At 48.3% G+C, this 23,057-nt stretch carries 8 protein-coding genes; 4 read left to right on the plus strand and 4 right to left on the minus strand.

Annotated features, from left to right (window positions below; genetic code table 11):
• Position 1: 1 nt before the first annotated feature.
• Complete coding sequence (locus TPRIMZ1_RS0111190) at positions 2-781, plus strand: HAD family hydrolase (RefSeq protein ID WP_010259463.1); 780 nt, start codon at positions 2-4, stop codon at positions 779-781.
• Here the strand turns inward: TPRIMZ1_RS0111190 and TPRIMZ1_RS0111195 are convergent.
• The 4 genes from TPRIMZ1_RS0111195 to TPRIMZ1_RS0111215 form a co-directional block, all read right to left on the minus strand.
• Positions 756-15,536 carry an OmpL47-type beta-barrel domain-containing protein gene (locus TPRIMZ1_RS0111195; RefSeq protein ID WP_010259465.1) on the minus strand — a complete coding sequence of 4,927 codons (14,781 nt, stop codon included), beginning with the start codon at positions 15,534-15,536 and terminating at the stop codon, positions 756-758. The genes TPRIMZ1_RS0111190 and TPRIMZ1_RS0111195 overlap by 26 nt on opposite strands.
• Positions 15,537-15,539: 3 nt before the next feature.
• The gene (locus tag TPRIMZ1_RS0111200) at positions 15,540-17,006 is read right to left on the minus strand and encodes a hypothetical protein (RefSeq protein WP_010259467.1); all 1,467 of its coding nucleotides are present in this window, start codon (positions 17,004-17,006) and stop codon (positions 15,540-15,542) included.
• A 314-nt stretch (positions 17,007-17,320) separates the two neighbouring features.
• Complete coding sequence (locus tag TPRIMZ1_RS0111205; protein ID WP_081503660.1) at positions 17,321-17,944, minus strand: PD-(D/E)XK nuclease family transposase; 624 nt, start codon at positions 17,942-17,944, stop codon at positions 17,321-17,323.
• The gene (locus tag TPRIMZ1_RS0111215) at positions 17,911-18,363 is read right to left on the minus strand and encodes a prepilin peptidase (protein WP_010259472.1); all 453 of its coding nucleotides are present in this window, start codon (positions 18,361-18,363) and stop codon (positions 17,911-17,913) included. Before TPRIMZ1_RS0111215 ends, TPRIMZ1_RS0111205 begins: the two co-directional genes overlap by 34 nt.
• A 177-nt stretch (positions 18,364-18,540) precedes the next feature.
• Here TPRIMZ1_RS0111215 and TPRIMZ1_RS19770 point away from each other — a divergent pair, with 177 nt between their 5' ends.
• Genes TPRIMZ1_RS19770 through TPRIMZ1_RS0111230 form a run of 3 tightly spaced genes read left to right on the plus strand, consistent with a single transcriptional unit; the run spans position 18,541 to position 23,049 of the window.
• Positions 18,541-20,517: a secretin N-terminal domain-containing protein gene (locus tag TPRIMZ1_RS19770; RefSeq protein WP_010259474.1), complete on the plus strand. Its 1,977-nt coding sequence runs from the start codon at positions 18,541-18,543 to the stop codon at positions 20,515-20,517.
• The gene (locus TPRIMZ1_RS0111225; protein ID WP_010259476.1) at positions 20,514-22,022 is read left to right on the plus strand and encodes a GspE/PulE family protein; all 1,509 of its coding nucleotides are present in this window, start codon (positions 20,514-20,516) and stop codon (positions 22,020-22,022) included. The genes TPRIMZ1_RS19770 and TPRIMZ1_RS0111225 overlap by 4 nt, the downstream gene beginning before the upstream one ends.
• Positions 22,006-23,049, plus strand: coding sequence for a type II secretion system F family protein (locus TPRIMZ1_RS0111230; RefSeq protein ID WP_010259478.1), 1,044 nt, complete (start codon positions 22,006-22,008; stop codon positions 23,047-23,049). Before TPRIMZ1_RS0111225 ends, TPRIMZ1_RS0111230 begins: the two co-directional genes overlap by 17 nt.
• Positions 23,050-23,057 lie beyond the last annotated feature (8 nt).

Below are 23,057 nucleotides of genomic sequence, written 5' to 3' on the forward strand. Positions count from 1 at the left end.
TATGAAAAATTCAGCAAAAGCGATCTTCCTGGACATAGATGAAACCCTGGTTACCAATGAAACCGGCCCTTTCCCGGATGATGTTGAGCAGATCGAGGAGGCTCACCGCCGGGGCCATAAAATATTTCTTAGCACCGGCCGGGGTCTGGCCCATATTCCCGGGATATTAAAGGATGCCCCATGGTTGGACGGCATCATCGCCGGCGCCGGCGCCCTGGTGATAATCGGAGACCATGCCGTTTATCACAAGTGGATACCCCAGGAACTTCTCCCCGCCATATGCGCCCTCTATTTTCAATTAGATAAATTCTGCGTATTTGAAGGGACAAACGGAGTTTACGGGATCAAACTTCCGGAACATTACAATACTGATAAAAAAATATTTTCCGTAACTAAGGAGGATGATTTTCTTACCAAATACTCCGATGCAATAATATCAAAATTAACCATCCAGGGAGATATAAGCGAAAAGGAGCGGGATTTTTTAAGCGAGTATTTCCAGCTTAATACCTTTCCCCCGGTTTACTTTGAGGGGATACTCCTTGGGGAAAGCAAATCAAAGGGGATGTCCATAGTCCTTGAGACCCTGGGCATCCCCCGTGCAAACAGTATAGCCATCGGCGACAGCAGGAACGACATCGACATAATCTGCGCCGCCGGCCTGGGTATCGCCATGGGCAATGCCTGCGAAGAACTGAAAGCAGTCGCCGGAGAAATCACCGGCGACTGCGGAAAGGGCGGTGTCGGCCAGGCTATTAAAAAATTTGTGCTGGATCAATAACTGAGAAATCAGTTGAGATACCGTACACCTTTTCTATCCGGTACTCCACCTCGCCATCCGGTGTGTAGAGCTCCAGCCTGAAACGTAATGGAACTGAAATATCCTTTTCAACAGCTTCTTCGCCGAAATCAAGGGGTGGTTCGTAACGGTTTCCCTCCAGGGGCGTCCAGCCATCGCCGGTATTTACAAACCATCTTTTACGCAGGGGCAAGCGGCGGCTGTACTGCCAAGGCTGGACCAAGGCCTCCAGGGTAAAGCTGTCCACGGGGAGTTCCGCGGTTTCCCGGTTAATCAGTATATCTGCGCCTACGCTTCCCTTCTCCTGTACCATGATAAGGGGCTGAATAATGCCGCTGGGGGTACCGGATATTTCTACCCAGCCGGAAGGACCGTAGCGCCTCATATAGACTGCGGCGCCGCCGGGATAGTACTGAAGGTTGATCCCCACCCTATCCTCCACAAAAGCCCAAGAACCGGGCGCTGCAGCATTCTGAGGCAGGAAAATATAGACCACCGCATTCCGCTTTACCTGAAAACGGATCCGGACGCTTTCGTCAAGTTCCGCATCCCCCTCTTCCCAGAGTATATACTCTGCTCCCAAGGTATAGGAAGGAAGTTTTGCTATGGTCCCGTCATCAACGGCGTCTATCAGGGGCATTCCGTTCCGGGCATGGCTCATCACCGATCTGGGCATACCGTTTATCAACGGCGAGTTAATAAGAACTGCCTCGCTAATATTCGGTGCAATCACCACGTTACTGGTTTGCCAGAGGCCAATGTTTCCCGCCCGGTCCCCTGCCCGGTAGCTGACTTGATAAGTTCCCGGTTCCGTAAACAGCAGCGGTTCCCGGTACTGTTCCGTACCGCCGCTGTTGATCCGGTATTCAATAAACGCGGTACCCGACAAGAGATCCCGGGCAGTAATAGTCAGTTCGGCCATGGCCTGGTCATAAACCGCCGAAGCCTCCGCATAGGGCGGCTCAAGATCAATTCTAATATTCCGCCGCTGTGTTTCTTCTCGGTTTCCCGCTTTATCCAGGGCATACCAGGAGAAGCTGTGCCTCCCCTGAGCCGCCAAATATATTGGCCCTGAGTAGGCTGAAATCGAAGTCCAAATCCAGTCAACCCCGGACACATCATCCCAGGCATCCAGGGTGAGCGTAAGAGCTTGGTTATACCAGCCGCTTTCCGGCTCTTCGGAGGACAGGGTAAGAACGCTTTCCGGTAATCCCGTATCAATCTTAAACTGCCGCTGAACTTCCACTCCCCTAAGGCCGCGGCTGTCCACACCGTAGGCTCTGATACGATGTTCCCCGTCTTCCGGTAAAAACGGCGCCGGGTCATCTTCCCAGGGTCCGTCATCAAGCTGCATCAGGATCCCGGCGACATAGGTTTCCCGGTCGACGGCGGTAATTTCAATCTCCGGCGTCCAGGTATACCAACCATCAAACTCATCGCCCTCGTCGCCCTCGATCCGTATTTCTGTTACCGGCCCATAAACATTAGCAGCGCCGTTAAAGGCCCGGATTGTACCATCCGTACCAGAGGCAAAAATCCGTTCATGGTAGAGAGCAAAACTGCTATACGGCTTCTCGTCCTGCCAAATCACAGCGCCCGTATACCGGTTCAAAACCATTAGACCATCCCGGCCGGCAATTACTGTTTTCTCCAAACCGTTTGCCGGAACAGCGCCGTCTATGCGGCGTGTCCATTGGAGTGTCAGCTCCTCCCGATCATAGGACCGGAGGATCCCGTTATCCAATACCGATACCCCTTCATCGGTCAGGGATAGTGCGATCCCTGAATGCTGGGCATAGGAAATCCGCCGGGTTTCCTTCATTTCCCTGTCAAAGAGGACCAGGGAATTTTCGGTGATCACCGCACCGCCGCGGATATCCGCAGCAGCGGCAAGGATCTTCTCCCCCGCATCCCAGGGCTTACCAACGCCGTAAAGGGGAACCAGTTTAGTATCGTCTATTGCATAGGCGGTACCGTATCGCCATAGTACCGGAAGCTTAGTTTCTGTACCCTTCTTCTGTTCTTCAATTAAAGTTCCCCGTTCTGCGTTTCTAAAGAAGCGCCGATCCTTTGTTTCTTCAATAATAGTAGTACCATCGGTACTGATTGCCTGAATCTCCTCCCGGGACCAAAGCAGGGCGTCGCTATGAGGATTCCGGACTTCAAGAAGTCCTTCCTCGGTTAAGGCATAGAGTTTGCCACCTGCGTAGAGTACTTTTTTATAGGCGCCTTTAATATTCCAGACCAGGCCTCCGTCTCCTGCCATTAGAATGCTAAGACTTTCACGGCCAAGAGCAATAATTTTATTCTCCGCCCCCAGGATCTGTATAACCGGGTCCTTCCCTTCATAGATCCAGGCGGTATCATCATTGGCGGGAAGATCCGTTCTTACCGACCATGTCTTTCCACCGTCTTTTCCTTCCTGCCCCCAAACTTCTTCCCATATCGTTATGGTAAAGGAGCGTCCGTCCTTCCAGCCCATCCGATCCTGTGCCTCAATATCTACCTGATATTGACCCTGTTCCAGGGGCCGTCCGCTTATTATCCCCTGGGGGGTCATGGTAAGTCCCGGGGGCAGGCTGCCCTGTTTCACGTGATATTCAACTTCTCCCCCGGCGTTCCGGCTTGAAAGCTCACCGTAATAGCTGACTTCCACCAACCCATCGGGAAGATTGGTAGTAGTAATACTGAAGGAGCTGCCTATGTGTACCGTTATTTCCGCAGTAGATTCAAAACCCCGGCTTGTGCCATGAATGACAATATTCCAAACGCCGTTCCCCGCAAAAGATTCCGCCCGGATACGCAAATTTAAGCGTTCATTGGGTTTCAGCTCCTCCCGGTCAAGGAACGCCGTAAACGGCGCTCCGGGCTCGCAGACGACGCTTAGCGTAACCGTATCCGCATATCCCGTTATCACTATGGGAAGAATCTTTTCTTCTCCGGCGTTTAATTCCAGCCGCTCCGTACCGGGATGCATATCAAAGCCCCTATCCTTTACCGTAAAGGCAAGGGCGTTACTTTCACCCCCCGAAGAAAGCACATGAATTTTACCACTTAGTCCGTTGTCGGGAACAACAAAAATCAATTCCCCATCGGACCACCGGGAAACCGGAACATCCTGCCCATTGAGGAACAGGGTTCCCTGTGATCCAAGACCATATCCGTAGATATGGACTTCATCGCCCGTATAGGCTGCCCGGGGAACTACGCTGGTAAGAGCGGGAACGGGTGGAATATCCCGTACATTGGTAACTAATTCAAAGACCCTGCCCCCTTCTCCTTCAATGCGGGAACTATAAGAACCGGCCTTAGTGTTTTCCCTGACATAAATCCCTATTAGCCCTGTAAAATTTTCTGCGATGTTTTCTATCGCGTTTACGGTAATTACCGGGAGGACAATTTCCAGTTCCTCCGGTTTATCCAACACCTTGAAAGACACGGCCCCCTCAAATCCGTTCACCGGACTTATCCCCAGGGCATAATCTACTTTCCCGCCGGGAATGGTTTCAGCGGTCCGGGTATAAAGAGAGACCCTATAACCAGGTAGTAATACTGTTATGGGGAAAAGAGCCCTTTCACCACCAGGGCCCTGGATGATAATTTTGCCTTCCTCCGTACTGTTTTGTTTTAGCCCGATTCCCGATCGGGGCGGCAGTATTACCCGCATTGTTCCTGAACTCGTATCGGTTCCATCATTCAGGATTATCAGTTCTTCATCCCCCCAGAATACCCTGGTTCCGGGTACAAAACCACTTCCATATACGGTAAGGATATTCTCACGTACGCCGTTTATTTCAGAGGGCTCCACAGCGGTCACCTCAGGTACGGGCCAGCTAATTTCCACTGCCAGCGTAAAGGGGCTGTTCAAAGCGCTATTAGCTTCATTAAAAAATTCGCAAGTGTATTCATAAAGACCGGGCCCCATAGATTCAGAAACACCCATATACCAAGGTATCTCCACGGTTGTTTCACTTACCTTAACGGGGGAAGCAAAATGCATATTAAGGAATTGATTTTGCTCAGGACCGGTATAACGAACCCCTATATACCCGGAAGCATCGGTGCTTTCATGAAAATTTTCGATCCTGGCCCTCAGGATACCTTCAATAAAATTGCCGATAAAACCATGTTCCCGGAAACGTTCTGCCAGGGCAACCGGACGATTGAAAACTGGTTTTTCCTGACCGGGCCGGAAAGATATCTCATCCGACCATGGCCCCGCTTGGTACTTATTATCCAGAGCGGTAACGGCAAAGGATATTTCCTGATCCGGCGTATACCCCGGAAGGCTGAGGGCAGTTATATTACCTACGTATACAATAGATTCTGTTTCGCCGCCATTTTCCCGGATTTTTACTTTATATCCTTCGGTGCGTCCGCCATTGGTATTATGCCAATGAAGCGTCAGAATTTCCGGATCCGTTTCTGCGATCCGCAATTCACCCGGCGCCAGCATGGGTAGAGCGCTCCTGTCCAGCAAAATTTTCCCCGGTGCATAGGCCGCAGGGGATAGATAGTCCTCCGGCCCTTCAAGCTGCGCGTAGATAAAGTATTCACCGTCGTAAAGATCCTGTACCGGAACCATCAGGTCAAATTGGCCATTGGGATCGATAGCATAGGTTCCCAATTCCAGTCCCGGAAGTTCCATCTCTTCCCGGGCAAAAATACGGATTCCCGTTTTCCCCTGTTCTGTTATTCCCCGGACCCGTACTGTACCGTTTACCCTTTCCGGTGTAACCGCCGGTTCGTGAAGCTCAAGCATGGGCATGGCCATACTGCCCAAGGCGCTTAATTGATAGGCGTCTTCCTCAAGCCCGCTTACCCGCAGCTGCCAGATCCCCGCTTCTGCAGAATGGATAACTAAAACAATACCGTTTTTCCCAACGATCGTTTCGGTTCCCTCATACCCTTCACGGTATTCCATTCCCGATGGAGAACTTACTGTTAATTGGGGCGCCCCTTCGATATACTCAAGCAAAACGATGAGCCGATCAAGGCCGCTGTCCGGGATTTTTTCTGTTCCGTTATATTCCTCATAGAGCATACTGAGAGGCGCTGTAATTTCCTTACCCTTTGGCGGAATAAAGAACCGATAGCTGACATCCTCATTACCACTCCGATCACTGCGATCCAGAGAATTGATGTCCTGATCTCCAAAGCTCCGGATATCCTTGATCCAACTCGGCTTTTCTATTTTGTAGCTCGACAGGGAACCAAAATCAAACTGTCCCGGTCCTACAAAAACACCCACAGTACCAATAACCGGTAACTCTACCGTTCCCTTGAATCCCGATTTCCCGTTACTAAACTGTCCAAATTCGGCGTTTACCTCCACTAGCCAGGTATTGCTTTCAGGAACCATTATAAGCGAGGTATTAATAATAGCGCCCTTGCTTATACCGAATTTTACTCCTCCTTGGCCGGAGAAAATCGTTCTTCCGGATTTATCAAAGACATAAACAGTAACACCTCCTTCGACAAAGGCAAGCTTCACATACACTTCTCCCACAAATCCCTTCGATCCCATTGCGGCGCTTAACCTGGCATTGATATCAAGTTTTCCCTTCAATATCATAGCTTTACCCTCAAAGGCCCAGGTACCGTTTTTTATATCAACCCAGGCGGCGGGAGTCATATCAAGAATAGTACCGCCATAGGCATCACCCACGTGCAGTCCCACAGCAATCCGGGGACCCATATCGTTGAATAAACCCTTACCCGGCTGGGGTACCTCATCGGGGGGGCCATAAGCAATACCGCCGCTAATACCATTAAGAAATAAGCCGGAATTGCCCAGGGGTATCCCTCCGGTGGCCAGCACATACGAAAAATAAGCCTGTTTTAGGCCTATAGAATAGGTTGGGCTTATTGTTGCAAAACCAAGGTAAGCGGTGATATTTCCCGCTCCGGGAATAATGACCGAACCGCCGCCTTCCAGGGTATATCCTGTAGTATAACTAGCAAAACTAACTTTTACATCATTAAAGGTCAAAGTCCCTACACTGAAGTTTGGCAGCTTAAATGCACCTCCGGAAATCTGTAAACCCTCAGAGGCGGATAGTTTTACTTTGTTCAGGGTAATATCTCCCTTCCCAATAAAATCCGGGAACTTTAGGCTTACCTTAGAAAAGCTAATCAGGTTTTCGGAAAATTCAAGCGCCGGTTTCTCCATAACCAGTTTAAACCCGGCAATTTCAGTTTCTACCTTTGACATCTCTATATCCCCAAGAAAAGCGCCGTCGCTGGGCCGAATTTTAGCATTTTTAATACCGATATATTGGCCGCCAAAATCGCCGAATCCCTGGGGCAGCTGTATTTTACAGGACTTGAGGCTTATCAAAAATTGTCCCGAAGCATCCTTTTCAAAGAAAAGTTCTTCAATAGTTGCGGTAAATCCCACAAGAGTCATGTACCACGCCCCAATGCCACCATTGATATCCTGTATGGAACCATTCCATCCCAGCTTAAGGGCCCTCATAGTTATCTCGGTATTGGCTAATCCCTTTGGATAGCTTGATGGCAGTTTAGCGCTGCCACTGATACTTATCCCGGATTCACTGAGGTTCAACCTGTTGAAGTTTACCCGGATCCCACCAAGGATGGAAAAAACAATTTCCGATCCAAGACCCGCATCAAAGGCCATCAATCCATCGCGGGTGGATAATTCCAGGGTCCTAATAACCATTGACGAATTCCGTATACCATCCGGCAGTCCGGTACTACTAAACTGGATACTACCTCCTATATTAATTAAAAATTCCTGCCCCAAACCTTTCCTAAAATTTATACTTCCATTGGACAGATCTACCATTCCGAATATTTTAGCCGTTATACCGGAGGCGGCGATATTTACATCAAGTATTTCACCGTAGGTATTTATGGTAAATTTCTGTATCCCCACAGCAAGTCCCCGCAGGCCTACGGGAAAGAAATCCGGAAACACCAACTCTCCTCCAACGGATATTTCCAGGGGTTTTCCCGCCGGTTTAGAAATACCCAACATGCCATTTCGTAATTCCATGGAACCGAATAATTTCTGAGCCGGCAGGACCGCAGAAGCAGCGGCGGATTTTAAACCCGATACAGTATCAAATTTCATAGCTATGGAAGTCCGCAGTCCTCCTATACCCTGGGGAAATTTATTTGCCGGAAGTATCACCGTTCCCGCCAGATCGAATTCCATCACCCCGGATTTCAAAGATATCTCGATGACCACATCGGATAACTGCACGCATTGAAATGCATCATAGGGTTTGTTCTTTTCTGTGGAATATTTCGCCGAGAAGGACTGTATGGCGCCATCAAAACCTATTTTAAAATTACTGATCTTGACTTCCTTCGCATACAGAAATGCAGGAAAACAAGCCGGAAGAATCAGATTACCCGATAGATTCAAAAATCCTGTTTGTTTCTTTTCGTTCCAGTCAATGCCTATGGAGAGCTTGGTAAATAGATTTCCAAGGGAATTGGCGGTTGGTAAAACCACAGAAGCTTTTAACCGGGTAATTTCCATGGCGGCGATATCATAGGTAAAAGTTTCGATCTTCAGGGCAGCTCCCACTAAACCCGCAGGCATAGAGCTGTTCAAGGTGATATTACCCCCTATGTCCATTGTCAGGGATTTCGCCCCTTCCTTACGCAGGGCAACATGCCCTTTCTTCAATACTATACCGTCCACCCCGGGGATAATGCCTCCTTCAAGGCCATCCAAAGAAATGTCTATGGTCCCAAGGTTTCCATCGGAACGTATTTCAAAACTGTTGACCTTCGCTGTTTTTCCGGCGATAAAGGCCGGAAATTCCGGGTTGGCGAAATGGGCGGATCCGATAAATTTAATAGCCAATCCTGATTGGATTTGTACCTCATTCAGGGAGAAATCAACCCCTAGGAAATTCATGAAAATATTCGTACTAATAGTAATATCGGAAAAGGCAAATTCCCCGGTTAGCGGGTTAAATTTAACCTGATCAACACGTGCATTCTGAACCATATATTCCAGGGGGAATACCAGTTTTACTAACTCTGCTGTTATCCATGGCTGCCCCTGAGAATAGATAACCCTAACATCCCGAAATAGGAGATTCCAGACGCCGGTGAAGGGTACCGTATACTCTCCATTCAGGCACACATCCAAGGACAGTATACCGCCGCCAAGATCTACCCTGAAATCCCGGATCTGTATTTCCCTGGCTGATAATTCTCCCGGCATGACTTCGGGAAGGCGAATACTACCGGAGAAGTTTACTTCTTCGTTAACAATAGAAAAATTATTCAGAGTAAAATGCATATTCCAGAGTGTAAAAGGACTTATCTCGGTATTCTCTATACTAACTGTACCGGTATTTGCTATCCGCAGGTCGTGGACACTAATGCTTACCCTTTCCATGGACTCCGGAAGAACAATAGATGCCTGTTCTGCATGAAGACCAAGTTTATCCAGGGTGACGCTCTTTATACTAAAAGTAAAATTAAGGGCGGTAAAATCAAGCTGATCTATCTTTTTTTCTATCCAAAATCCCCCGTCGGGTTTAAAACCCACTGTATCAAAGGTAAAGGACTTACCCCCCAGGTAGGCAGGCAAAACAATAATCATCCCAGCTTCAATCCCCTTATCGGAGAACCGTGTTTCGCTTATCTTCGCTACAGTACCAAGGAGAGAAATCCTAAGATCCTGTGTTTGAACTACCTGCTGCAAAAGCTGCCCGTCAATACTAAGGGGAATCTCTCCGATATCGATTTCTATTTCCCGGAACAGGATCCGATTAGTTCCAATCCGTATTCGGTCAACGTCAAACTTGATATCCCGTCCCCTTATGGACCAATCGCCAAATTGGTATACAAGTTCCGTATTCAAGGCGGTTCCGCTTACGCGGTAATCCGGAAGTATCCTGTATTTCCCCCCGGGAATTGCAATGTTCTGGCCAGGCCATTGCAGGAAAAGAACCCCGTCCAGAATAAGACCGTCATTTTCAATTCTGGAATTTTCCACCCCTATCACATACCCATTGGATGCGGTAAGGTTAAATCGCCGCTCTTCATTATTTCCTGTAAGAACCATGCCATCGGGATCAAAAATAACGCCGCCAAAAAGAATATCCGGACCGTTGATCTCCTTCAATGAAACAAGGGGATAGGCTATTTCAAAAACATAGTTTCCATTCAGAACCTTCAGTGAAACCCCATCTGCGGAGAGGGGTACATTTTGAAAGCGTAGAATGTCCTGTATCCCGTCCAGCGTACCGCTTGTAAGAAGACCATCCGCAGAAATTCTGGCTTCCGGAAACTCAATACTAAGCCCTCCCAGTTTTTCCGGAAGTCGGAGTGATCCCCGTCCCTTTATGCCCAGTCCGTCAAAGGCAAGGCTTTCATACCGGATCTCCCAGCCCGAAGCATAATATTTAAAGCTGCTCCCGGATAAACCTTCCGTTGATATACCCCGGTAATCAAGAGTCATTCCCGTAAAAGTAATATTCCCCGGATTCAGGTTTAGAACTCCTTCTATTCTCCCCTTTCCTATTAGTATCTGCCCGCCATCAAAGCTGATATTTTCCGCCGTAATAAGGTTACCGGCTATGATAAATAGTTTTTCACCCTCGTACTCTCCGGTTATGGCGCCGTTAGGATTAAGCTGTACCCCGGGGAAATCCCAATATCCTCCACCTGCCTGATCCGTAATACCATTTCCAAGTGGAAGAAAGGCATTACCCAAAAACCCGTCGGCGGTGATCTTCCCCGCGTTAATCTGAATTTGGCTGCCATATCCCGGGTCACCGAAAAACACATCCCGTATTATTCCATTCTGCCAGACTTCATCTTTTCTGTTATTCCCCAGACCTAATCCGGTTATTACCTGTTGATTATCCCAAACGTCAATTATTCCTTCAGAGATAAGTATACCCGCCGTGGTTAACCATGCCTTTCCTGCATTTACCAAAAACCCATGAATGTCCGTGGTAAACCCTGTTATCTCTGCTCCGGTCTCCCAATCAATACCACTGTTAGTAAGAATTGTATTTTCCGTTCTATAGGCGCCATAAATTTCCGAACTGATAATCCCCGATACAAGCAGATTCCCCTGGATATCAAATTCGATCTTTGTCCCTTCAAATACCACACCGCTGGGACTGGTAATCTTAATATTTTCTGCAAAAAAATCCGGGCCATGATGCACAATGCCATTCCAGCTGTCGATGGTAAAATTCCGTATCATCAATTCTCTGGGTTCATATCCGACAGGCAGTGATAAAGCCGCCTCGTAAATCTCCAAAGAACTGCCCCGGATCCCCCCTTTTTTCACCGTGTACACCGCCTTCCCAAGGGTAAGGTTCAAGGATTCTGCTGCCGGTATATCCAGGCGAGCGCTAAGATTCCGGCTCCCCTCTTCCATAGAGCTATCCTTAAGCCTGACACTACCCCCTTCTACGGGCGATTCCAGATAAATTAAACGGCTGGCCAAATACTGTTTGTTAAAGGAAATATCATTCCCGTCAAACCATTCCTTTCCGTTCCGTAAAGCCAGGGACTCAACCCCTGTCAATGTAAATCCGGGATTTTCTTTTGCAGTACTAGTGATGTGTACCGGAACGCCAATAGCAGCGCTCCCTGAGCTAAGCTGGATAAGCGGTGGAAATCCTATAGTGACGGATCCCAAGTTTATTGTTCTTTCCTGTTGAAGCCCGGCAATAACCATAGGCCGGGTATAAACCGCTTCCCCAAGACTCATTCCCCCGGTACGGTCTAAACTGAACCGTTCTCCTTCCAGGGTAAATTCGCCGGACCTGAGCCCATACCTTCCTTGACCGGTCTGTCCCTTTTCAATGACACCGTCCTTTACGTTTAGTTCCTCAAGGAGTATTTCCCGCAGCGGATTCCGGACCTCAAGTCCTTCAATCACGGTAATTGTATAGACTGCAAGTGTATCAGGAACCTGTAGGGTAATATCTTCAAAGGAAATCCCCTCCGGGCTAATATGCTTCTTTCCGGAAAGCTGATATCCATTAATATTTTCCAAATAGGGTATGGAATAGGCATCGGGGATCACCGCACTACCGGTAGCACAAACGGCATAGAGTTCCGCTTGGTTCCCGGCGCCGTCATACCCCCGAACCACTACCGTATATACCCGGTCTTCATCCAGGGGAGTAACGATATACCCGGCTGCTTCAGGTCCGACAGTATAGGTGCGGATGCGATCCTCATCGGCGACCAGTATGGTAATATGATCTATACCCGATTCGCCATCTCCTAATCCTTCCCAGCTTATGCTCTTGCCTTTGCCCATATAATCTTCAGCATCGGTGATGGTGAGGTAATTGCTCCCAAATTCCGGGGGAGCAAAATCGTATCCAAATGATTTTACACCAAACTTCCGGTTTCCTGCATAATCAATGGCACAGACTCCAATTTGTACTCTCCCGGATTTTTTCCCGCCAAGGATATTACGGAGATCCATCTGGACCTCCATATCTGTGGTAGGATTCCAGGAAGAAATATCCCCCCAGGGCTCCTCCAAGGGTTCATCCTGCGGCAGAAGAATATACCGGTATTCGGAAACACCGGTCATGTCCGAAGGTTTATTCCACCGTATCAGGACGTTCCATTGATTATACCAGCGTGAACTATCCGCCTGTGGAACCGTCTGGATCCGCAGTTCTCCCGGCGCTTCAGTATCTATCCTGAACCGGTATTTTGCCCAGGAACCGGTCTTGGTGTTCCCACCAATACACTGCACAAATAAATTGTAGAATTCGTCTTCCCCATTATCATCCAATTCAATAGAAAGCTGCCCCTTTCCCTCCTGATCTATTTCTGTAATTTGCCCTTCCCGTACAAATTCCGGAGATCCTTCGTAACCATTCTGAATAAGCAGCTTTTCTACCTTCCATTGGTACCCACTGATGCCCGATTTCATTTCGAAAGCAGGTGAGAAATTAAATTCCGCCCGGGACAAGGAACTTGCCTGTTCAGATCGATTCGCCTCCGCGTGGGTGGTACTCCGTATCATGGGAGAACCGGGGATGCGTTGATCCTGTAGTACGGTAAAATTCAGGATATTACTCAGGTTCCCGGCGCCATCTTCGGCGCGGATATGGAGGTAATTAAGGCCCTCATTTAGATTTCCTATGGTAAATTCATTTTCAGCGGACCGCCTTTGGGATACAAAAACCGGCGCTTGGACGGCATTCTGTTTAACATCCCAAAAATAGGATTTGATAACCCCGCTCTTCGCCTCTGAATTATGGATAAACCGGTCCTCACCGGTAATTTTTACCAGGACTGAGCCGTAGCCGATGTAATCATCCTTTCCGATAATACGATCCCTGTTTACGGCATCCCGTAATTCAAAGCTCCTTAATTCCGGCGGAGTTCTGTCTATGATAAATTGATAATCCCCGCTTTCCCCAGAATTGCCTACCTCATCCACGGCGCCGGAACGTATGGTATGGAATCCTTCGGCATAAGAATTAAGAGGAATGTCGATGGATTTCCAATGAGCTTTATCCAGGACTGTTTTCACACCATCAAGTATGTACCATTGGCCGCTTATTTCCGTAAGATTATCCCTTGCATCAATTGTTAACGGGAGTTTTTCAGCAGCCCCATATTCCGGTAAATGCAGGGTTATTTCCGGTGGACTCTGATCTACATAAATAGTAACTTTTTTGGTAGTACTGTTACCCGCAATATCCCGCAGGGTAAATGTCCGCTCGTGTAAACCTTCCGGAAGTTCAATGGTATATCCGGCGGTACCGGAAACACCACCCGTTGAACCGGACCAGCAATTTTTATCCAGGCCGCTGGCCTTATCTGTCCCGGTTATCGTTACATAGGCGGCGATGGATTTTATCAATAGGGGGCTTATCTCCGGCGGGTGCCTGTCCAACTTATAGAAGAAGACCTCTTCACCGATATTATTTGCATTGTCCACAGCCTTAATCAATACGTTGTATATCCCATCCGGAGCCTCACCTTTAAAAATAACTCCGCTTTCCGTAACGGTATACCCGTTAGTGGCGGATAAGAACCCGTTGGGAAGTACGACGCTTAATTCAACTGAATACGTCTTTACCCCGCTTTCCGTATCCGTAATAAGGTATTCAAAACGATCCCGGTTAGTCCAGGAGCACTCCTCTGCAGTTTTCCCCAGTGTCGATCCGGCCCGGATAACCGGGGCTGTCAAATCGGAAGAAAATGCAAGGGTCTGTTCCCGGGTATTTCCAAGTCTATCCGCCCCTGATATTTTCAAGCTATGGTCACGCCCCGAAAGGAAAGGGGCGAGAATGGGCGCGTTGTATACCGATCCTGATACGGAACCTGAAAGCTTGGTTGGCGACCCTCCGTCCAGGGTATATTTCAATGAATCATAATTAAAGCCGCTGCTCGCATCATAAATATCCGATACCCTTAGCGGGATTATCCAACCATTACTCTCTTTGCGGGCACACCCGTCAATGGAAAGGGTATATTCCGGCGGACGGGTATCTATATTAATATTCCCCTCAACCATTGCCTCATTACCAGCCTTGTCTATGGCTCTGAAAATAACCCTATTCCTTCCTTCCTCGATGATAGTTACCCTTGGCGAAGGATCGTCAACGCTCAAGGAGGTCCATGAAGCGCCATCGTCCCGGGAATATTCAATTCTTGCCAGCCCGGGAAGCAAGTCGCTTGCAGAAAATACCAGGGTTCCCCCCTGGGGATTAGCGCTCCATGCATCACCTATGTTTCCCGATACTACACGCACAGTTGGGATTCTTTTATCAACCCCGCAAATAATGGATCCGCTTCCAATATTCCCGACCTTGTCTTTTACTCTGAACCGGACTTCGGTAGATCCTTCCTTAGTAATGGTCACTTGGTTATTAAGCTCACCCTCGGGGCTCCACGAACTGCCATAATTTGTTGAGAACTGCCATGTTTTTGGGTCTACATCCGACAGCGGATCATATCCTGCAGCAGTCAGTTCCACCCCGGATCCGTTGGTCCATCCGTTTGGTGGATTTGCCGTGATAGTTACCACCGGCCCGGTCATGTCAGCTATTACCATAATAGTTTTTGATGTCATGTTATTTACATTATCCATGACACTGATTCTAAAGTTATGAATTCCTTCTATGGGGTATACATTCGGCTCAGAGTACTCCAACCATTCCAAATTACTATCCTTGATCATCCATGATTTTTCGTTTACCCCGGATAAATCATCAGTGGCGATCAATTTTATTTTTTCCGATGTAGTATTAGTAATAAGCGTATCGTTTATTACGGAACCTTTATACTCCGCAGTAACAGATGGGGCGCTGGTATCACAATCTATATAATAAGAAAAACCGTAAGTACTGAAATTATATAAATCTGCCTTGGGTGCAAGAAAAATTCTAAGAAATGCGTGCCTTGGCAAAGAAGGAAATGAATAATTGATAGCATCGCCGGTATGATAATACGTTTCCACGCACTGGCCGGTATCGCGATCAAATATCTCTATCGTTGCAGGTATGGTGTACGCCTTACTTATCTTTAGCGTCGCACTTATAGCCAGAGATATATTACTGCGGGGAGCATTATAATAAACATCATATTTACCTTTATAAAAATAGGCCTCACCTGCAACAGTAACATTAAGCACTAAATAGTTATCAAAAAAATTATCAACAACACACTGATCAGCCCTGGTTGAAACCAGGGAGCCAAAAAGGAGAAGCCATATAAAAATGACAGATCGAAACGTATCTTTCATTTTCTACTCCTCCATGCGATACAGGGTAATTTCATTTCCCGTGTATACCGCCAGGTAAATAACCCCATTAATTCTGCGGCTCCAGGTATATGTACCGAGATCCAGTGATTGTTCTTTTCCATTTTTATCATCAATAAGTACAAGCATATCCGGGGAAATCATGGTGATAATTTCATTTTCCATATAGAATGGATTGAGCAGGATATTTTTCTCTCCTTGGAAGAATGATCCCCGCGGAGCCGGTATTTCCCGTAAAAGTTTCCAGTTCTCATCTTCAAACCGGAAAAAAGCCAGGATGCCATTTTCCTCATTGCCCTTCAGGACGCAAAACCGGGGAGATAGAAACCCAGCCGTATAGAACATCCGGGCCGGTTCATTCAGGGTTTGTATCGGGCCTTCTTTTTTAAGCCCCTCCGCTAAGTCAATGAGCGCAAAACGCCAGGTTCGATCGTGATAATATATAAGAGAAATTTGATTAGTTCCGGTAGAAAATATATCAATAAGAGAAGCGCCGGGCAGGGAAAACAACTGCTTTAATACCGGAATACCGGATTGTTCAAAGGATACTCCATAAATAATTTCTCCCGTATCCGTATCGCCTATCAACAGACCGGGAATATACCGTTGTACCTTCAGGGGAGCGTCAAAATCCAAGCTCCGAACAAAGCCCCCGCCGCTGATCTGATATACGGATACACTTTTATTATCCAGTACCGTAAAGGCCGGATTCCCATCCTGAGATTCCCGGTGTTCGATCCGGGGCATTGTCTCATACGGTCCGGTTTCTTCCCGGATCAGCAGCCCCTGTTCGCCGATCAAAAAGAAGTTTATTTCCCAATGATCCTCCCGGAATACCCTGTACCATCCGTAGTTTGTTTTTCGCCCCCAGTCATGAAAAACCTCAAAATCCTCCACCTTCTCGGATCGAAGGGAAATCTCCCGGGAGCTCGTTATCCTATCGTTCCTGCCGCCTCCTGAAATATAATTAAGCCTGCCGTCTGTAAGGATAAAAATCAGGAGTCCTTGGTCATTGGAGGAGATAAGAGAATAAGCAGCAATGCCAGCAGGACTTTCTGTTTCCCTAAGGGGGTAATAAGCCAATTCACCCATATAGGAAAGGCCGAAAAGGTAAATCCCCTCTACGCCGTCCCTGGTTCCAATAAAAGCCGAGTATTGTTCAGGACCTCCGCTTACCATGGCAAGATCCCGGGCCTTAAGCAGATTCCCATCAAAACCATCTATTATATACGGTTTGAGTTCCTCCCCTTGACCGCCTTTTAAAATCCGGAATTCCCCGTCAGTAATAGAGAGGATATACATTCCTCCGCGAAAATCCTGAATCAGCTCCAGGGCGGTAACGTCTCCGCTTTCCGGCCGGGAACCCACCGGCAATGCTATGAGGGCATTTTCCTGTCCGCCCACTATCAGACCGGTGATTAAAAAAACAAAGCCCGCAATAAATCCTTTCATATCAGCCTCCCAAACACGGACCTCCGGCCCGGATTTAAAATTTGTTAAGGGTATGAGTTTTTCCCCTTCCCAGGCATTAGGGAGCTTTTATGGATTTTGCATTAGTCAAAATGAAAAAAGTGAAAAAAAGTGATTTTTTTTTGAATTCTAAATTTAACCACGGACGACACGGGCAAAGACGGGGGGAGGGAGGGGCATCCCCGGCGCTCGCACGTAATGGGCGCCTAATATATACAACCTATGCTAGAAAACGAAGGCCCGGGCACTCCCCGGGCTTTTCATCAGAAAAGGTGACAGTCACCACTTTTATCCGGCTACGGTCTGCGGAGTTTTTCCTTTAGTTCCGCTATCTCCTGTTCCGCCTGCTGCTGTTTCTGTTCCAAAGCCTGAAGTTTCCCTTCATATTCCATCGCAGCCTGCTTATATCCAGCCCGTCTTGCGCTTACTATGCCGCTCTGCCAATCCAGTTCGTTCTTGAGCGTGTACTCATACCGCGCCCGCAGTATCTCGTCCTCACTTACGGTTAAAAGTTCTTCCGCTGCCATGGATATTGCCTCCTCGTAGTTTAGTATCTCGTTAATCAAATCCCGATATGTGGGATCCTGGACATACCGGAAAAACACCGCCCACCGTTCTATGGTCGTCATTTCCAAAACCGGTTTGGCCAGAAACTGCTTCGCCTTCAGTAGTTCAACGTCAATTATAGCGGTCAGCCCATCAAATGGCAAGTTATTTTCCTGGTCATAGTACCGGAACCGGTGGACCAGAACATTGTCACTATGAAGATTCTTGCTCAGAAAAGAAATTTGCCAGGTTTGCCGCAGGTCGCTGTAGTCGTACTCCTTGCCCTTGATATCCTGGGTAGTAAAGAGCCGGGCAAGGTGGTATTCCTGCCGCCAATGCTTTAGTAGGCCGGGAAAAAATGGAAAAAAATCGATACGGTGTAGGCTTCAATGACCCCCAGGGTCAGAAAGGGGGCGAAGGGTATGGGCCGGCGGAGTGTTTCCTTATCGCCCCGGCGGAGGAACAGGACGGCCAGGATACCCGAAAGGGCGGCGCCGAGGAAGGCGATACAGGTCCAGGGCAGACCGCAGCAGAGTCCAATCAGAAACGCAAATTTGACATCCCCCAAGCCAAGGCCCTTGGTAATGCTGCGGGTAATAAGAAAGAAAAAAAAGCTGAGAAACGCCGCAATCACCCTATGGGGAAGGGAATTAATTTCTACAATTAATAGAAGAATAAAAATCGCCAAAAGGCCGGGGAAAATGAGTTTGTCGGGGATGCGATAGGTCCGAAAATCTATCCATGAAATGGGCAGGGCAAAAATAAGAAAAAGCAGAAATACCGGAATCGTCATGCATCCTCCTTGTTTTCCAAGGTACTATACTTTTTTTAAAAAAGAAAATAAAAAAAGCACTTTTTTTTAACTTTTTTTTCAAATGACTAAAGCAAAATTCAACATTCTCACCCTAAAGGGGTTATTCCGGCGGAATTATAAGGCCGGACAAATATCAAAGAGGATATGGGTGACACTATGAATCAAAAGAATTGTTTTCTTATCCTGGCGGTACTATTCCTGAGCCAGGGACTGTACGGGCAGCGGATGAAGAGTATGGATTTCCGGAACCAGCAGATAACGGATATCCTTATGGCCCTGGCGGAAATCTCGGGGACCTCCATTATTGCGGATGAAACCGTGGGAGGCGCCGCATCCTTCCATTTTACCGATTCCGAATTTGAGGATTCCCTGGAAATTTTCCTTTCATCATACAATCTTTTCTATACACGGGATGGAAATACCTTTCGTGTCTCCCGCATACAGGGAACCCTGGATGAATCGACTGGGCTGGTTACCATGCGGGCCAGGGATGTGGCGGTGGAAAATCTGATACGGACCCTGGCAAAAATCTGGAATACCACGATCCTCCATGATCCCCTGCCCCGTATAAACCTTTCGGTGGATATAGACGGCCTTGACCCGACTAGGGTTCTGGATATTCTTATACAGCGCCTGGAGGAGTTTACCCTCGAAAAAAAAGACGCCTACTACTATATCCGTCACACCGGGGCCGGCGCCGTAAGGATATCCGCTTCCTTCGCCCGTGGGATAAACCGGGACGGGGACACCTATTCGCTCTCCCTGGAAAGCGCGCGGTTTCTCGAACTCCTCCCGGAACTGTTCAAAAAAGCTGAACGGGAATACGCCGTCCTCACCAAGACAGATACTACGCTGGAAAATCTCTACTATACGGGTAAAGACTTTGATACCCTGCTGCGTATTATCCTTGAACAGGGAAATGCGGATTATGCGATCCACAATAATATCTACTATATTGTAGAACTGCAGCGCAGGGATGTTATCAAAAAGTTTCGGGAAACCAGAATTATTCCTTTAAGTTATATCCAAGCTCAGGAACTCCCGGCTTTGCTGCCCGCAGATATGGGAACAGGGAACAATATCAAAATTGATAAGAAAACCAATACTGCCATTGTTACCGGCACCCTGGAAGAAATAAAACCGGTTATCACTTTTATTGAAAGGGTCGATAGACCCGGGGAAAACTATCCTATCACCCTGAAATATATAAAGACCGATGAACTTATCAAAACCCTTCCTCCCTCGGTGATAAAGGAAGAACTTGCCGATTCGGGATTTCCCAACCTTGTTTTTTATACCGGCCCCAAGGAAAAGCGGGAACTTTTCCTAAAGGATCTTACGATTATCGACAGGCCTAAACCGCAGATCCGTTATGAACTGCTTGTTATCGAATACATGAAAAACAAGGAAGCCCGCATAAGCCGGGGTCTCCAAGTCAGTCCTGCCGGGGAAGACAGCAGCACATCCTTCCTTGGGAACCTTTCCAATGTTATGAACCTGAGTTTTGATGTGGTAGCCCAGTTTGGTTACCAGTTCGCCACAAACCTGAGCGTCCAGCTCGGCGACAATACCGCCGAAGTATACGCCAATACCACCCTGAACGGCCTCTCGGGCCAGGAAATTAAGTTCCAGAACACCGATACCTACCGTTACCAGGAATTTGAGGTAGACGCCGATACGGGAAATATTTCCCGTACCGGCGTAACCCGGGAAATTACCTCGGGGCTCATCGTTGCCCTGAACGGTTGGATTTCCGGTGATGATATGATCACCATTTCTGTTAATGCCACGGTGTCAAAGCAGAATAACAATGCTTCAAACGATTCAACTGCCCTGCCGACAACTTCTGAACGGGTGGTGAATACCCAGATCCGTACACCCTCAGGAAAACCGGTGGTACTGAGCGGCCTGATGAAGGAGGATATCAACAAAAATATCAAGAAGATACCCCTTTTAGGCGACATTCCTTTTTTGGGAAGACTCTTTAGGGATCAGACTGATACAAAGGAGAAAACAGAGATTGTCATCTACATCGTCCCCTATCTTTCCCGGGATACTACATATGAAGAACAGGATAGCTCCCTCAGGATGGAACGGTACTATCACGATCTTGTAGAGGGGTACCTTAAATGAAACTGATGAGCATGGATGACTACGGCCCCATCCCCGAAGGCGCCTCCCAGTATCCGATAGAATTTATTGAAGCTCGGGGATTGATCAAACTCCGGGAGGATGAAAACCTTGTGGAAGTTGGGTTTACAGAAAAGGCTGATGCGGCCATAAAGGACAGCCTTCGTAATTTTCATAAAAAGCCCGTAGTTTTTATACCCATGGATGCTGCGGAACTTTCCGCCTTTCTGGGAAACAGAATGGGAGAAGCGGCGGCGGATGAAAAAAGAACCCCCGCCGTGGATGACCGGGTATTGCTGGACAAACTGGCCAATGACGCCCCGATTATAAACCTGGTTAATTCCATCTGCATAGACGGGATACGCTGCGGCGCTTCGGACATACATCTGGAATCTACCAGGGAAGGGCTCCGTGTCCGTTACCGGCAGGACGGGGTTCTGCGAACCGTAAAGACCCTGGAGGGCGGCCGTTTCCCGGCAATTTCTTCCCGGATAAAAATAATGGCCAACCTGAATATCCTGGAACGGAGGCAGCCCCAGGACGGGCGGATAACCGTAAAACTTGGGGATGACCAGGTGGACTTCCGGGTATCCATTGTACCGGTGGCCGGTGGTGAATCAATTGTCCTGCGTATCCTGGGGAGAAAGGCTTCGGCTTCTTCCCTGGAAGAACTGGGGTTCAGCGTAACACAGCTTGCTATCCTACGCCGGTTGCTCAGGATGCCCCATGGGCTGATCCTCCTAACCGGTCCTACGGGAAGCGGTAAAACCACCACCTTGAACGCCATGCTGCGGGAACTTGTGTCGGATACCTTAAAAATAATAACCATTGAGGACCCCGTAGAATTTCTAGTGGAGGGGGTTAACCAGATACAGATCAACGAACAGATCGGCCTTGGTTTTGATGTGTTACTCCGGCGGGTCCTACGCCAGGATCCCAATGTGATCATGATCGGGGAGATCCGGGATTCCGCTACTGCGGAGATTACCCTCCGGGCTGCCTTAACGGGACACCTGGTACTGTCTACCCTCCACACTAATGATACCGCCTCTGTCATACCCCGGCTGATCAACATGGGCATTGAGCCCTACCTTATCGCATCGGTACTCCGTGGAGCGGCGGCCCAGCGCCTGGTCCGGCGTATCTGCCCCCACTGCGCAGAGGAGCGTCAAGCTGCGCCGGAGGAGCGCCGGCTCCTGGAGGCGGCGGGAATCACCGCAGAGAAACTCTACCAGGGACGGGGCTGTCCCGCCTGCGGACACACGGGCTTTGCCGGAAGAATTGTGGCGTCCGAATCGTTCACCACCGACGCCGGACTGGAAGAATTGATCCTTAACCGGGCAAACATTAACGTCCTTTCTGCGTATCTCCGCAAACAGGGCATGAGAACCCTGCTGGAGGACGGTCTGGAAAAGGCCGTTCTGGGGATCACCACCCTTGGAGAAGTGGAACGGGAAATCGTACTTTCCGCAGAGGGGGATAATACTACCAATGAAAAAAAATTATGAAAAAACGGTTCTGGAATTTACGGAGATGATGGAATTACTCCTGGAATCGGGCTTATCCATCAGGGATGCCCTGGAAGCCTTCGTCATTATTAACAGTGATTCCGCCACATCCGCGTTGGGGAAAGCGTTGTTGGGATACATCCACAAGGGCGCTTCTTTTGCCCAGGCCGTGGAATGTATGGATGATATCTTTCCTCCGATTTACCGGGGGATGGTTAAAGTTGGGGATGCGGTAGGTTCGGTGGAACGGATATTTCCCCGGCTTGGTAATTACCTCAGGGACCGAAAAAAATTACGGGACAAAATTTCAGGCGCCCTGGCATACCCCGTACTTGTCCTTATCGTCGCGTTTCTTGGAACCCTGGGTCTGATTTTTTTTGTAATGCCAAAAATGGAACTCATCTTTTCCGGCTTTGGAGGAAACGCGGGAGACAGTATACGCCGCAATGTACGTACCATAGAACTGGGACTTATCATCCCCGCATCCATCGCCGTTTTTCTCCCGAGCGTCCTGGGAATACTCCGTAAGATGGAAGCATCCTATGCGGATCCTAATAGTTTTATTGATCGCCTATTATTAACGATCCCCCTGATAGGAGGGTTTGTCACATCCTGGGAAAGCTTTAACTTTACCTTTGCCATGGAAGTACTAACCGGGGGCGGCATATCCGTGGAGGACGCCATCCTGGAAGCAGCGGGCCTGGTCTCCAACAAACTCTACCGTCAGTCCCTGTTCCAGGTACGGGAAAGGGTATTAAACGGAGGGAGTCTGGCCCGCTCATTCCTGGAAAATAACATTTTTCCCCCTTGCTTGGGGCACTGGATCGCCCTTGGGGAGCGGGCGGGGAAAACCGAACGGGTATTCGCCCAGATCCGTTCCTATTTTCAGGATGAGCTTGACCGGAGGACCGCCAAATTCATCCTGCTTATAGAGCCCGCATTGATTGCGCTTATCGGGATACTAATCCTCGGTTTAGTAGCAGGAATATTACTCCCATTATTTTCAGTATACGGAACTATTTTATAAACAGGAGG

Source organism: Treponema primitia ZAS-1, assembly GCF_000297095.1.
Taxonomy (GTDB): Bacteria; Spirochaetota; Spirochaetia; order Treponematales; family Breznakiellaceae; genus Termitinema; species Termitinema primitia_A.